This window comes from Acinetobacter sp. SH20PTE14, from assembly GCF_021391555.1.
Lineage (GTDB): Bacteria > Pseudomonadota > Gammaproteobacteria > Pseudomonadales > Moraxellaceae > Acinetobacter > Acinetobacter amyesii.
In genome coordinates, this window is sequence record NZ_CP090067.1 from 2,335,211 (window position 1) to 2,348,970 (window position 13,760).

The following is a 13,760-nucleotide window of genomic DNA, read 5'->3' on the forward strand; positions in this document are numbered from 1 at the left end:
CAAGATAAAACATCTAGGAAAGGTGCAGATACATGTCTTACCAAACCTCTATCCATTTTGATCCAACGGCTTTGCTGATAATAAAAAATGAGGTTGATAACTCAATCAAGTTAGTCGAATCAGCAGTCAGCACCTTAGTTGAAGATCAAACTTTACCTTTCGGGATTGATGATGCACTGATTCAATTTGAACAATGTGCTCAAGTACTAGCTTTAGTTGATATGCCAAGTTTGGCAAAAATCGCTCAATATTCAGCAGAGTTAATGCGCAAGATCATGGGGAATCCTGCGCAAATTAACACTCAAGAGGTCATCGCACTGAGCGAAGGCACGACCATGCTGAAACGCTATATCGAATTTATCTGCCTACGTGAAGTTAAAATTCCACAGTTTCTGCTGGACAGTCTTAATCGTCTAGAACTGTCTTTGGGTAAACCTCTAACGTCGGAAGGCCAACACATTGAGTCCCTACTCGATTGTATTACTCCTGACTTTGACTTACCTCAAGCTCCTGCACTTGAAAAATCAAAATACGTTCACCGTCTGTATAAGTTGGCGTTGAATAAATTGATTAAACAAGAAGAAACTGAGCTGGATCTGCAAGCGATTAAATTGGTCGGTGCGTATTTAGCAGGTCTTTCAGACAAACATCCAAGCAAACAATATTGGAACTTGGTTTTTGTTGCGTTTAATCAAATTGATCAAATCTTAATTACCGATGCTCGCTTACGTACCTTGGTGAGCATTGAGCGCAATATGGCTCAATATTTTGCAGGAACTGAGCGCTTTAAAGCATCCATTTCTGATTTAGCCAATGTCTTAAGTCTAAACATTAGCCAAGAAGATGACATTTCTCATCATATTCGTGGCAAATTAAATATTGGTGAAGACCTTCTTACCGACACTCAATTGCAAGTTTTCAGTCGTCATTTATATGGTCCTGACTTTGACACCATGCATACCATTGGTGAATTGGTTACGACTGAAATGACGCAAATTCGTAATGATATTGAATTTAACTATCAAAATATGACGCCTGAAAAAACCCAAGAACTTCAAGCAAAATTGAACGAATTGGCAAATATTTTCAAAGTCTTGAACTTAAATGAAGCGTATAACGACTTGTCGCGTCAAGCCGCGTCATTAGGTAATGCTGAGATTTTACAAGATGAAAACTTTGCCCAGCAGTTGATGAACAATATCTTGTCTGCCATGAACTCGATTGGTGTGCTTGAGCGTCATCACACTTCTAGCCGCTTACAACTTCGTGTGAATAATATGAATATTTCACTCGACCGTTTAGATGAAGCACATGCTGCCCTGTTAAATGAGACCAAGGTTTTAATTGATGCTGCTAGCCAATCTTTGGTTCAGTATTTACAAAACCAAGATCTGACACAACTTGAAGCGACTGCAACTCAATTCCGTGAAATTGGTGGTGCGATGTTGTTCCTCAATGCAGATGCGGCTCAAAATGCACTGAACTCAACAGCTCAATTCATTTTGAAACGTGTTGAGTCTTCAACTGCGATTGAAGCAAATGAAGTGAATCAAGCATTAGATTCATTGGCAAGCGCAGATATGTTGATTGACAATTTAAAGAACAAACAACCTGTTTTACAGGGCATGTTTAAGGTAGCATTGGACAGTAGCGAAAAACTGAAATCAGCAGCAGCCTAATGTCTAAATTATCACTTGCGTATATCTTCAAACAACAGCAATTGCTGGTCGATGAAAACTTTCAACTTCCCGAAGTTGAACAACTCGCAAGTGATTTAAATATTGGCACGGGTGATCAAGTGATTGCCCGTGATCTACTTGAAAATGAGCCAATTCCTGAAGGCTTACAGCTCATTCCTATTCGCCAGCTTCTACAACTTTGGAATGTACAGCAATTTGAACAAGCCAGCCGTGCTATTCAACTCTTAGAATGGCGCCGTAATCATAAATTTTGTAGCCACTGCGGTACAGCAACTCAAGTCCACGCCACAGAATATGCCATGGTTTGCCCTGCTTGCGGTTATCACCAATACCCTCGTGTAAACCCCTGTGTCATTACCATCATTACCCGTGGTGAAGATGAAATCTTATTGGCTAAAAATGCAAAAAATGTCCGTGCTATGTATGGACTGATCGCAGGTTTTGTTGAAGTGGGTGAAACTCTAGAAGAAGCAGTTCGTCGTGAAACTGAAGAAGAAGTTGGGCTGAAGGTCAAAAATATTCAATATTTGGCAAGCCAACCTTGGCCTTTCCCAAGTAATTTAATGATCGCCTTTAAAGCAGAATATGCTTCAGGTGAGCTTCAATTACAAGAAGAAGAAATAAGTGATGCGGCTTTCTTTAAATTTGATGCATTACCTGAAATTCCGTTCAAAGGAAGTATCGCCCATTCGATGATTATGCATGTCATCCATGGGTCTGCTGTTGCAGATGACACCGAAGCATGGTTATAAGTAGCTATTTTTAGTAAATAAATCATGCAATAAAAAAACCGCCATACTTGGCGGTTTTTTATTTTCAATCATTTAACTAAAGACATTAAGGTGGACTAATTTCATCGAGTACACGCATGATTTCAGCTTTGGTTTTAAAGAAGCGACTAAATAGACTCGAAACTGAACCAATCATCGTGATGTGCCCAACACGAGGGATTTGAATCAATTGACTATGGTTGCCTGAGGCTTTTAATCGACGATCAAAATCTTCACTATTGCTATGGCCAACGATATTGTCTTTATCCGCAGTGAATAGATAATGCTTCACTTGATTGTGCTCAACAAAATAATACGGCATCACTTGTTGATACGGTACATTTTGATCAAAGGCATCTGCACAAATCGGATCACCTTTATAATCAAAATGATATGGCCCTGCCAATCCCACAATTGCACGAATATTCTCTTTCACTTGTAGCTGATAAGGCGTCGGATGATACAGTGCAGACATGACATTAAATGCCCCTGCCGAATGTCCCATTAACACCACATTTTCCACTTCAATCTGCAACTTATGCTGAGACTGCGTCAAATAGTTTAATGCAAGGCTAAGATCATCAATTGAAGCCGGAAAAATATATTCAGGTGCGAGATGGTAATTGATGACCGCAACATCGAAGCCTTCTTTTGCAAAAGCTTCACCAATGAATCCATAATCCTTTTTGTCACCATGCATCCACGCTCCACCATGTACAAACACGATGAGTGGACGTTGCTGACGAGGTGCTGACGTGCGATACAAATCTAGGCGATGGCGCGCTTTTAGACCATAAGGAATATTATTTTGAACATGATATCCTTGTTTGGGTGTCAGTCGATTTAATGCATAACTGCCAAAATCATATAACCGAAAATTGCGGTATAAAGATTTAGCCAAATCCATTTTTTGCTGAAGCCGCAGAGACCATTGATTCATATTTTACAGCATCATTTCCGACATTTTATTGAGCATTTGGATCGACAGCATCCGGATCTATCGCTACAGGCGTTTGTACTTCAGGTTGCACATTGCCTACAGCAGGTGTGGTGTAACTAGAGTTAATTGAACGTGCCTGTGGATTTGGGTTCTGATCAATATTATCGATTAAAGTGACAATTCGCGTTACATTACCCACTTGTTGCAAGATTTGATTTAAGTCTGTGATTTCCGCACTGTTTAAACGGCCCATCACATAAAGAACAGCATCTTCAGTATGAATGTGTACTTTGCTGTCAGATACCACAGGCGCTTTCATAATCAAACCACGGGTATTCGCAGTGACCGCAGTATCTTGCATGATGGTGCTATAGCTGATCTGATTACCCACTGTAATATAGTTATGTACAGTTTTGACATCACTCATTGAACGGACATTTTCTTCTGCCAATTCTTTTAAATGATTATCCGGCACTTGCCCAGTCAATAAGACATTGCCATGAAAACTTTCAATATTGACACGTGACTGTTTAAAACGAGTATCTAATTTATATAAGTTAATTTTTGCTGTTCGAACAATGGAAGAGTCAATAAAAACTTGTCCCAATGAGCGTGCGCCGCTTTCAGTTCCTACAGGTGCTGATCCTGTTCCATTCGAAATAAAACTCGCACAGCCAGATAAACTTGCGACACAAAGCATCGTTATTGCAATACGCTTAACCACTCAGCACGACTCCTCAAATTTCCACACGTATTTTTCTATGCGTTTACACAGTTTGTTTTATCAAAGATTAATCAACTCTTGATCAAAAGTAAAAGCATTTTCAATCCATTGCTGATGATACGGGTATTTAGAAAAGTCTTGCTGTAGTGTTTTTGCAAAGTGTTGATAAAAATCAAAACAAATTGCATCAAAGCGACAATAATAATTTTGAAAATGGGACTGTTCATTTAAAAAATGCAACGCAGTCTTCATCATCTTACGTTGTTTATGAATAGAGATACTTTCGATGGCTTGGGCATAACGGGTATGCGAACGAGCTTTAACTTCGATAAACACCAATTCTTGACCACGTGTGACGATCAAATCAATTTCACCATAACGACTATGATAATTCTGTTGCACCTGTACATAGCCTTGCTGCTCAACCAAACGTAGCGCTTGCTGTTCTGCCCACTGTCCCAGATTCATCTGTCCTATATTCATCTGCTCTAAGTTTAGCTGCATCGTTTCATCCCTATAGTGAGATCGCTACGATGCCTTTTTTACTTCGCTCATAGCAGTGAGGAACACGCTGAATATTGTTTTGACTAATTTTGATTAGTCCTGTTCGCCCCTGAAATTCAATGCTTTTTAATTTCGGTTCTTGCAAATATTGTTTTGCAATATGCCATGTGTCCCCACCAAAAGCTAAAAGACGTTGATATGGCATATCTACTGGATTTTCCTCATAAGCTCGGATCAGGTCAGGCCAACGCGCGTCATGCAATGCAGGTGCATCACAAAATTTCAGCCCTACAGGAATGGGCTTAGTGGCTTCAATCGCATTGGCGACGCTATATAGTTTTGCTTTAGGTAGTTTTTTTTGACTGTTTAACCATTCATTATTGCCCAGCAACAGCACCCCTTGATTTTTGTCCAGCTTCGTTGGGAGTTGTTCAACCACTTGTATCGGCACTGAACTTTGACTAATTAAGGACATGAGTAGTAATTCATGCTCTGCCTCTGTTGCGGGCTGACGTAACACTAACACTTGCGCTAATTTGTCTTTTTCGAAGACTTTTTGGAGTGCTAGGGCATCATCCCGTTTCGATAAACTGTACTGCCAGACGTTTGGAATTTGGCTCGTCGTTTCATTTAAAGCCAACACGCGGACTTTAGGCTTTGCTTTTACAAGTGCTTCAACATCTTGGCGTGCTAAAGGGCCAATCACCAATTGAGTTTTTTTATTGACCTGTTGCTTCAATATCGCAGCAATTTGCTTTTGATTTGAATCTACAAACTTAATGGGTACTTTGTAGTCTGATGATTGATATGCACTATTGAAACCTTGCTTAATACTGGATGCGGCTCGCGCCATAGGGCCAGATTCAGGTAGAATGACCAAGACGTCTGCCTGTGCAGCAGTAAACAGACTGCTTAAAAGGCAAAGACCCAAAATTTTGTTCTTATTATCCAACATGGAGAAACCTATGAGTGCTCAGTTATTTGTTGTTGCAACTCCAATCGGGCACTTAGATGATATTAGTTATCGTGCAATTGAGGTATTGAAGTCGGTTAAAATTATTGCCGCCGAGGATACACGAACTTCCGCACAATTACTTAAACATTTTAGTATCAATACGCCTTTAACTGCATGCCACGACCATAACGAAAGCAACAAAATTGACCAGCTGATTGAACGCCTAGAAAAGGGTGAAAATATGGCGCTGATCAGTGATGCAGGCACACCATTAATCAGTGACCCTGGCTTTAAACTGGTTCGTGCTGCACAAGAAAAAAATATTCGTGTCATTCCTGTGCCGGGTGCCTGTGCTGCCATTGCAGCTCTCAGTGCTGTCGGCCTACCCAGTGACCGTTTTAGTTTCGAAGGCTTTTTACCTTCTAAACAGTCACAACGTCTTTTAGCACTGGAAAAACTGAAAGACGAGACTCAAACCATGATTATTTATGAAGCGCCGCACCGTATTGTGGACTGCCTAAAAGATATGTCGAATGTCTTTGGTGCAGATCGTCCTGTGGGCTTTGCACGTGAAATTACCAAAACATTTGAAACCATTAAAAAAATGTCGTTGGGTGAATTGGTTCATTTTGTCGAATCTGATCACAATCAGCAAAAAGGCGAAATCGTATTGGTGATTGGTGGTGCGACCGAAGAAAAAAACCTAGAGCAAGAAAAGTTAGACAAATTGTTGACCCGTTTACTTCAAGACTTGTCCGTTAAAGCTGCCTCTCAGTTGGCGGCAGATTTAACTGGAATTAAAAAGAAAGTAGCCTATCAACGTGCTTTAGAATTAACCCAAGCGAACGATTAAGCTTAATTTTTTTTATTTTTAATTTGAACCGCTTATGGGACCTACGGGTTCCATAAGCTATCCCATACAATAATTTAAATAGAATGAAAAAAGTTGCTTATAACATGTCCATAAATCTGTCTGTCAAAAAACCGCTGATGTTCATTCTCTTTAATCTGGTTTGGCTCACGGCCCTTGCACATATTGTTTATACGGGCATTCAACCCTATCCGCACTATATTAGTGGCGAGCAAATGACGGCCGATCATAGCGTGATTGCGATGGTCTGTGGATATTGTTCCCTCTATTTTGTAGTCGGTAATTTACTGAAACTGAGCCAATTTTGGGATAGGCATCGCTATTGGGCTTATGTCGTTTTGAGTGCGGTATTACTTTTTCAATCTTTTGTCGCTGCTGTGGCGGCCATGCATGCACCGCCGTATATTGCTGCATTCATTATCAATTGTATGTTTTTGCTTTTACTGCATTTTGTGTTTTATCCTATTTTCGCGATCAGTCGTAAATATATGAAGCCAAAGACGGCTTGAAGCGACTTCACATCTTATTAACGTCTTAACTTCTTGAGCAAACATGCTACAGAGTTAAAAAATGAATGACGTTCATCATCGCACAAGCGAATGAAGCAAAAAAAAACACCACATGACGTGGTGTTTTTTCATTTTAATCTTTTGCCGATTCGTCTGGAGGGACTTCGGTAATACGACCACCACGCGCTAAGAACGCAGCAACTTCATCTTCAAGCGCCTGACGTTGTTTTAGTTTTGCAGTCACTGTTAATGTTTCAGCTTCAGAGGTGTCACTATCAGAGGCAGAATCAGCTGCGTCACCTGCACCTTTTTCAGCTGCTTGTGCTTCATCTTCATCAACTACTGAATCTTCTGGATCATCATAATCGTTCATATCAGTCATTGTGTTCTCCCCGCGAATGACTTCTGTTTGCCAGCGAATGGCTGGTTTTAAATTAACAGAAATTTAGCAATCTCTGAGCATTTCGACTAGTACCCACAATCAAAAAATCGTATCTTTTTTAATCAAAATCGTAACCTTGTTTATACGACTGTCTAAAAAATATCTGACTTTGACCTAAGCTGCGTAGATTGTATCTTTTAAAATACTCAGACCATTGGCTTGAGCCATAAACGCATCTTTTAGAACAGTCTGATTTTCCACTTGTTTTAAACCAAAGTTTCGCGCCCACACCACAGGTGAAAAAGTGGTGGTTTCTAACCAACCAATCGCGGACATACTATGCATCATGGCATCGTTTTGCCCTTTACGGCGGTGCTCATAGCGCTTCAAACTTTGTTCATGTGCCCACACACCTCGTTTTTTATCGGTCAAAAGCACATCGCAAAGCACCGCTGCATCTAAACAGCCAATATTCACGCCTTGTCCTGCAAGCGGATGAATCACATGAGCCGCATCACCAATCAACGCTAGACCATCATGGACATATTGCTGCGCAGCTCGTGCCTTCAATGGAAATTTAGCACGTGGCGTTGCTTCTAAGACTTCACCGAGCATGTGATGACTTTCTCGAGTGAGCAACGCAGTAAATTCCACATCGGATAAAGCCACATATTCATCGGCATAATCATCTGGTAAGGTCCACACAATCGATTGCCAATAACCGCTTTCTTCTTTTTTCAGACTCGCCATCGGCAAAAATGCCAAAGGCCCAGTTTCTAAGAAAATTTGACGCGCTACATGCTGATGCGGTTGGGCGGTTTTAATTGCACAGCTCACACCGGCTTGTTTATAGTCCAGCACATCTAGATCGATGAAAGCTTGCTCACGAACAAATGAGTTTGCACCATCTGCACCTATCACCAGTTTTGTTTTGAGCTGGGTACCATCTGCGAGGTGAATGATCCACACACCAACGCCGCGCTCAACTCGACTGACCTTAACCTGGGTTCGGTAGTCTTCGAGTTGTTCTAGCATTTTTTCTTGAATGGCTAAATTCAATACGCTTGGTTCAACCATTGAACCTAAAGCTTGCTCAACTGATGGTGTTTGCTCTGCAACATGACCAAAATTGATTTCTCCATAGCCATTTTTATTCCACACCTGCATGCCTGTATAAGGCTGCTGACGGGCAAGTTTTTCCCAAACGCCCACAGTCTTGAGTAAATGAATGGTGGCTTGACTGAGCGCCAAAACCCGAGGATTCGCAACACTTTTGGTTTTTTCTACATCCAAAATAGGTGCCGCATCCAATACCGTAGCCTGCACACCGCCTTGCGCCAACAGCAATGCCGTTAAGCCACCGACCAAGCCACCGCCGACAATCACGGCATCCAGTACATCTGTATGATTTAAACTCATGCTTTTAGCCCCATTGCATAATTCGCGACCAAAGGCTTGATCCCCGGAATGGTGTCAAAGGCAACTAATCCAGTATTGCGAATCAATTTTAAAAATGGATTCTGGTTACTAAAACCACGAACAACTGAATCACAGAATTTAATCACCCGCTGCTGATCGGTCAGGCGCGATTTTTCATAATCAAGCAACATAGCTGCATCACCCAGATCTGCATTTTTTTCAACTTGCTCTTTTAAATAGCGGCGTAGTACATAGGCATCGCGCATACACAAGTTAAAGCCCTGACCTGCCACTGGATGAATGGTATGTGCTGCATTACCCATCAACACTACACGTCCAACTGCTTGTTTCTCTGCAAGTACTTGCGACAATGGGAAGCTGAAACGTTTACCAGTTTTTTGGAATTTACCGGCACGGTCACCATAGGTTTCTTGTAAAGCATCTAAGAAGTGCTGATCATTTTCATCACCCATCCACTCGCCTTCAGTTCCTTTAGGCACTGGCCAAACCACTGAGCGACGGTATTCACCTGGAAGTGGCAGCAGCGCTAGCGGACCAAGCGGACTAAAACGCTCGAAACCGACATGACCATGCGGTTTAGAGGTTTGTACTGTAGTGACAATCGCCACTTGGTCATAATCATGCACCGATGCGCCAATACCTAAGGCTTTACGGCAGAATGAATCACGGCCATCTGCTGCAATCACAATTTTAGATTGTAGTTTGAGCTGTTCTTCAGCACGCTGAGCATCTATATATGCAATGTCTGCATCTTGCGTCAGTGAAGTCACTTGCACACCATCAATTAATTCTATCAGCGGTTCTTTTTTGACTTCTGTGAGCAACACACGACCTAACCATGCATTTTCAATCACCTGTCCAAAGCTTTCGACTTTTTCTTGTTCTGCTTTGAGTCTTGCCTTACCAAAACTTCCTTGCTCGGTAATATTCACTTCTAAAATAGGTGTAGCGTGTTCCTGCAAAGAATCCCAGAGGCCTAGTTCTTGATAAATCTGCACCGTACGGCGTGACAATGCACTGTTTCGCGCATCGAAACTTGAGTGATATGGGGCAAGGTTTGCATCATCATAATTGGGGTATTTAATGGCTTCTAAAAGTTTTACGCCAATTTTGTCTTTGGCCAACATGAGTGCCAGACTTAAACCGACCATACCACCACCAACTATGATGACTTCTTGCTGCATGCTTGTTTCCTTTTTTATCAAGTATTCGAATTTAGGACATTCACTCGAAATACATATAATCTGTAATGAATTTTATCTTACATCAAGGGCATGATTTTTTATAATGAAATACAAATTAGTTGCAGGTATTTGCACTGATTAAATACAAAATTAATCATCTCTTACCGTAAATATTGATCTTTAAAAAAGAGAAAATCACAATAAAAATGGCTAAGTCCATCAGAATCAACCATCATTTGCGTAAATCAGCGTCATTTGAACATGTCATGTTTTGATGCATTCAAAAGGATGATATCAAGCTAACAACCTGATGATTAGCCTTTAGCCATTGCTCAATTAGTTGAATAAGTGATTGCAGCTGCAGAAACCACTTATGTTACACCATTCGGTTTAATGAGCTTTTCATTACACAACATTTTCTGGATATATTCCGCAGCAGAATATATCCAGAAAATGTAATTTTTGTTGTGTTATTGGCGCCTTATCCTAAAGTTGATGCACGTACCAAGCTTTAATTTGAGTTAGGTACAGAGCAACTCTAAAGCGATGTCGAGCACTATTATTCAAACAGGTTTTAGCGCCAACTTTACCTTGGCATGGTGTGAAAATACTATGGCGCAAACCTTAGAAAATACGCTGCAAACCAATAATTGAGAAAGATTTACCCACCAAGCTGAGTTGTAGATTCATACCGATATGACTGAGACAGCGAAAAAAAAATCAACAAACAAACATTAGTGAATGGCTGTAATTATGATTATATGCACCCGAGTGTATGGTCAAATATGCTATAGATCTGATTTCACATGCTGAACCGGCAACCGGACATTTGGCCGTATATGAAAAACCGGAAGAGTTTTTAAAATTAGCGACAGAATTTTTACAAAAGTCTTAATCGCAAAGTGAAGCTAAAAAGCCGATCAATAGATCGGCTTTTTTTATATTTATTTAATATTTTCCATGATTTGGTCAAAATATTGCGCTCATGTATTCAATTTATTTTCATAGCAATAGATAAAGATATAGAACACAAAAGACAGAAATGATCTCCTTAATACGGAATAATTTAAATGAATGGCTTAAGTATTAAAATGCTGGATTAATTTCTTCAATCGAATTTCTGCATCTTGATTAAAAGCATTCGCCGCTTGGTGATACCAGCGTTTCGCCATCTTTAAATCTTGAGCTGCGCCATTGCCTAGCTCATACATTAAGCCAATTTTATAGGGAGCAATTGCACAGCCTTGTTTTGCCGATTGCTTGTACAAGCTCATTGCTACATTATAATCTTGATCAAGAATTTCGCCCTTTTCATATATTTCAGCAAGAGTCGTTCTTGCGTTTATATTTCCCTTTTCCACTGACTGATTCAGTAGATCTAAAGCGATATGAATATGTGTTTTAAATGGCTTTTTGAACAACAGCACGGCTAACTTCAGCATCGCTGCATCATCACCCTGATCAGCCGCTTTTTGATACCATCCTTGTGCTGTAACATCATTTTTTTCGACGCCGCATCCCGTTTCATACATTTCACCCAATTTAATTTGGGCTGCAATATCCCCTCTTGAGGCTAAACTCAAATAATCATCATAAGTACGCTGATTGTTATACTTAAACTTTATTTTCTTTACTGGATTATAATCACTATCAAAGATTTCAAAACCGACATAGTTTTTAAAGAGTTCAATCAATAACTGCCGAACCAATTGAGTATGATAAATTAAATGATCCTTTTCGCTAAAATAATAATACTGATAATAGCTTTCCAAATCTTGATTGATTTCTTCTTTTAAACTGTTTAAATCAGTCGTCCATTTTTTTTGAACTTTGCCATTTTCAACATATTCGTATAAATACCTTGTTGAAAAGTTTAACCATTCCTTTTCAAAATCTTGTCTTTCTCCATCCATGTAAAGTTCCTCTTCTTCCGCTTGAATGACACATCTGATTTCTACACCCTCTTTATAAAGCGCATAGCTATAGCTTGAATTTGTGTCTGCAAAATCAAAGAAGATCATCCATTTCATCGGCAACTGACTGCTTAGCAAACTGCTCCATTTTTCAGGTTCAGTAAAAGCAAAATGTGCTAATCCGGCACTATTGATACAAACAATATGATCCGTCAGCCACTCTATATCTAATGCAGATTTTGAGTTTTCTTCAAAATAAACCAGCCAATCATTTACCAGTATTTCAATATCCTGTTGATTGCCATTAAAGGGAATAACCACCCCAGCTTTTCTAACGCCCATAATTATGATTAAAATAAAAAATTTATACGATTAATTTAAAAAGACTTATATCTAATTTTTGTAAAAACTTAACATAATAAAATCAACTACATTGCTAATTAACCTTGTTTATATGACTAGTATTTATATGACTGCTTATAGATAAAAAAAGCCGATCATCTGACCGGCTTTTTTAATTACTATATTAACTTAAGCGGCTTTCGCTTTCGCCATCAGCGCTTCAATGTCTTCTACAGATTTCACCACTGCAGCTGTTAAAACACGTGGACCTGCTTTAGTTACAGCCACATCATCTTCAATACGAATACCGATACCACGCCATTTTACATCCACTGTTTCATCATCTGGCGCAATATAAAGACCTGGCTCAACAGTCACAACCATACCTTCCTCATAAGCACGCCATTCACCCTCTTGTTTGTATGAACCGACGTCATGCACATCCATACCAAGCCAATGACCCGTACCATGCATATAAAACTGACGGTAACTTTCTTTTGCGATGATTTCGTCAATATCTCCTTGCATAATGCCAAGATCCAATAAACCTTGAACTAAAATACGCACTGCAACGTTATGTGGTTCTTTATAAGAATTGCCGATACGCACCGCATCAATCGCCGCAATTTGCGCATCGAGTACGATATTATAAAGTGCTTTTTGTTCAGGGCTGAATTTACCGTTGACTGGGAAAGTACGGGTAATGTCTGAGGCATACAGCTGATATTCACATGCTGCATCAATCAGTACCAAATCACCATCTTTGAGTTCTTTGTCATTTTCCACATAGTGCAAAATACAGCCATTTTCACCGCCGCCGACAATGCTGTTATAGGAAGGCACACAGCCATTTTTACCAAAGACATAATTCAGTTCTGCTTCTAGTGCATATTCCATCATGCCTGGTTTAACCGTTTGCATGGCACGAGTATGCGCTTCTGCTGAAATATCCGAAGCAATTTGCATCAATTCAAGTTCATCATCAGATTTGTGCAGACGCATTTCATCAATGATGCGATCTAGTTGAATGACTTGAGCAGGCGCACTTGCACCCTTACGTGATTCACCACTTGCTGCCGAAATCCACTGCGCCACACGAGCATCAAAATCTGGTTGCTGCCCAATACGGTAGAATAATTTATCTTTATTTTGTAATTTTTCTAAAATTTCTTCATCAAGCAAATCAATTGCATAAGCTTCATCGGCTTCATAATCATCTACTGCCCCATCTACACCCGCACGGTAGCCATTCCAAATTTCCATTTCACGGTCACGTTCACGGCAGAACAAACTATAGCTATAACCTTCTTCTTCGCTATCAAAGGTTTCAATCACTGCAACCGCTTCAGGTTCAGCAAAACCTGTTAAATAAAAGAAACTACTATCAGCTCGAAATTTATAATCTGCGTCGCGATTACGCATGGCTTCTTTGCTCGTGGCAATAATTGCAATACTACGTAGTCCCATTTCACCCGCAAGGATGTCTCGACGTTCTTGAAAATCCGCTTGAGTTAATTTCTTCATTT

General features: G+C 40.1%; 13 protein-coding genes. 4 read left to right on the forward strand and 9 right to left on the reverse strand.

Annotation, left to right across the window (positions count from 1 at the left end):
- Nucleotides 1–32 precede the first annotated feature (32 nt).
- Nucleotides 33–1,679, forward strand: coding sequence for a chemotaxis protein (locus LXF01_RS11560; RefSeq protein WP_180157643.1), 1,647 nt, complete (start codon nt 33–35; stop codon nt 1,677–1,679).
- Nucleotides 1,679–2,452 carry an NAD(+) diphosphatase gene (gene nudC, locus LXF01_RS11565; RefSeq protein WP_180157645.1) on the forward strand — a complete coding sequence of 258 codons (774 nt, stop codon included), beginning with the start codon at nt 1,679–1,681 and terminating at the stop codon, nt 2,450–2,452. Before LXF01_RS11560 ends, nudC begins: the two co-directional genes overlap by 1 nt.
- A gap of 85 nt (nt 2,453–2,537) precedes the next feature.
- Here the strand turns inward: nudC and LXF01_RS11570 are convergent, their stop codons facing one another.
- The 4 genes from LXF01_RS11570 to LXF01_RS11585 are packed head-to-tail and all read right to left on the reverse strand — an operon-like array spanning nt 2,538 to nt 5,593.
- The gene (locus LXF01_RS11570) at nt 2,538–3,410 is read right to left on the reverse strand and encodes an alpha/beta hydrolase (protein ID WP_180024161.1); all 873 of its coding nucleotides are present in this window, start codon (nt 3,408–3,410) and stop codon (nt 2,538–2,540) included.
- A 25-nt stretch (nt 3,411–3,435) separates the two neighbouring features.
- Complete coding sequence (locus LXF01_RS11575) at nt 3,436–4,134, reverse strand: BON domain-containing protein (RefSeq protein WP_078192932.1); 699 nt, start codon at nt 4,132–4,134, stop codon at nt 3,436–3,438.
- Nucleotides 4,135–4,194: 60 nt separating this feature from the next.
- On the reverse strand, nt 4,195–4,602 hold the full coding sequence (locus LXF01_RS11580) for a YraN family protein (RefSeq protein ID WP_078193291.1): 408 nt from the start codon (nt 4,600–4,602) through the stop codon (nt 4,195–4,197).
- Nucleotides 4,603–4,648: 46 nt separating this feature from the next.
- Nucleotides 4,649–5,593 carry a penicillin-binding protein activator gene (locus LXF01_RS11585; protein ID WP_180189962.1) on the reverse strand — a complete coding sequence of 315 codons (945 nt, stop codon included), beginning with the start codon at nt 5,591–5,593 and terminating at the stop codon, nt 4,649–4,651.
- 10 nt (nt 5,594–5,603) lie between these two features.
- On the opposite strand from LXF01_RS11585, the gene rsmI reads away from it, so the two are divergent.
- Together rsmI and LXF01_RS11595 are read left to right on the forward strand one after the other, a co-directional pair.
- Nucleotides 5,604–6,446, forward strand: coding sequence for a 16S rRNA (cytidine(1402)-2'-O)-methyltransferase (gene rsmI, locus LXF01_RS11590; RefSeq protein ID WP_180021930.1), 843 nt, complete (start codon nt 5,604–5,606; stop codon nt 6,444–6,446).
- A 104-nt stretch (nt 6,447–6,550) separates the two neighbouring features.
- Nucleotides 6,551–6,973 (forward strand): hypothetical protein, encoded by a 423-nt coding sequence (locus LXF01_RS11595; RefSeq protein ID WP_233944378.1) that lies wholly within the window; start codon nt 6,551–6,553, stop codon nt 6,971–6,973.
- 133 nt (nt 6,974–7,106) lie between these two features.
- On the opposite strand, the gene LXF01_RS11600 is transcribed toward LXF01_RS11595, so the two are convergent.
- From LXF01_RS11600 to pepP, 5 genes are all read right to left on the reverse strand, one after another.
- Nucleotides 7,107–7,355 (reverse strand): hypothetical protein, encoded by a 249-nt coding sequence (locus LXF01_RS11600; protein ID WP_233944379.1) that lies wholly within the window; start codon nt 7,353–7,355, stop codon nt 7,107–7,109.
- A 174-nt stretch (nt 7,356–7,529) separates the two neighbouring features.
- Nucleotides 7,530–8,774 (reverse strand): FAD-dependent monooxygenase, encoded by a 1,245-nt coding sequence (locus LXF01_RS11605; RefSeq protein WP_233944380.1) that lies wholly within the window; start codon nt 8,772–8,774, stop codon nt 7,530–7,532.
- Nucleotides 8,771–9,979: an FAD-dependent oxidoreductase gene (locus tag LXF01_RS11610; protein WP_233944381.1), complete on the reverse strand. Its 1,209-nt coding sequence runs from the start codon at nt 9,977–9,979 to the stop codon at nt 8,771–8,773. The genes LXF01_RS11605 and LXF01_RS11610 overlap by 4 nt, the downstream gene beginning before the upstream one ends.
- A 1,079-nt stretch (nt 9,980–11,058) precedes the next feature.
- Entirely contained in the window at nt 11,059–12,234 is a 1,176-nt protein-coding gene (locus LXF01_RS11615) for a tetratricopeptide repeat protein (RefSeq protein ID WP_233944382.1), read from the reverse strand.
- A 189-nt stretch (nt 12,235–12,423) separates the two neighbouring features.
- Entirely contained in the window at nt 12,424–13,758 is a 1,335-nt protein-coding gene (gene pepP, locus LXF01_RS11620; RefSeq protein ID WP_233944383.1) for a Xaa-Pro aminopeptidase, read from the reverse strand.
- Nucleotides 13,759–13,760: the final 2 nt, after the last annotated feature.

Bases quoted from the DNA above. Each gene is read 5' to 3' on its own strand.
- LXF01_RS11560 (WP_180157643.1), top strand. From the start codon at position 33: ATGTCTTACCAAACCTCTATCCATTTTGATCCAACGGCTTTGCTGATA.
- nudC (WP_180157645.1), top strand. From the start codon at position 1,679: ATGTCTAAATTATCACTTGCGTATATCTTCAAACAACAGCAATTGCTG.
- LXF01_RS11570 (WP_180024161.1), bottom strand. From the start codon at position 3,410: ATGAATCAATGGTCTCTGCGGCTTCAGCAAAAAATGGATTTGGCTAAA.
- LXF01_RS11580 (WP_078193291.1), bottom strand. From the start codon at position 4,602: ATGAATCTGGGACAGTGGGCAGAACAGCAAGCGCTACGTTTGGTTGAG.
- LXF01_RS11585 (WP_180189962.1), bottom strand. From the start codon at position 5,593: ATGTTGGATAATAAGAACAAAATTTTGGGTCTTTGCCTTTTAAGCAGT.
- rsmI (WP_180021930.1), top strand. From the start codon at position 5,604: ATGAGTGCTCAGTTATTTGTTGTTGCAACTCCAATCGGGCACTTAGAT.
- LXF01_RS11595 (WP_233944378.1), top strand. From the start codon at position 6,551: ATGTCCATAAATCTGTCTGTCAAAAAACCGCTGATGTTCATTCTCTTT.
- LXF01_RS11600 (WP_233944379.1), bottom strand. From the start codon at position 7,355: ATGACTGATATGAACGATTATGATGATCCAGAAGATTCAGTAGTTGAT.
- LXF01_RS11605 (WP_233944380.1), bottom strand. From the start codon at position 8,774: ATGAGTTTAAATCATACAGATGTACTGGATGCCGTGATTGTCGGCGGT.
- LXF01_RS11610 (WP_233944381.1), bottom strand. From the start codon at position 9,979: ATGCAGCAAGAAGTCATCATAGTTGGTGGTGGTATGGTCGGTTTAAGT.
- LXF01_RS11615 (WP_233944382.1), bottom strand. From the start codon at position 12,234: ATGGGCGTTAGAAAAGCTGGGGTGGTTATTCCCTTTAATGGCAATCAA.
- pepP (WP_233944383.1), bottom strand. From the start codon at position 13,758: ATGAAGAAATTAACTCAAGCGGATTTTCAAGAACGTCGAGACATCCTT.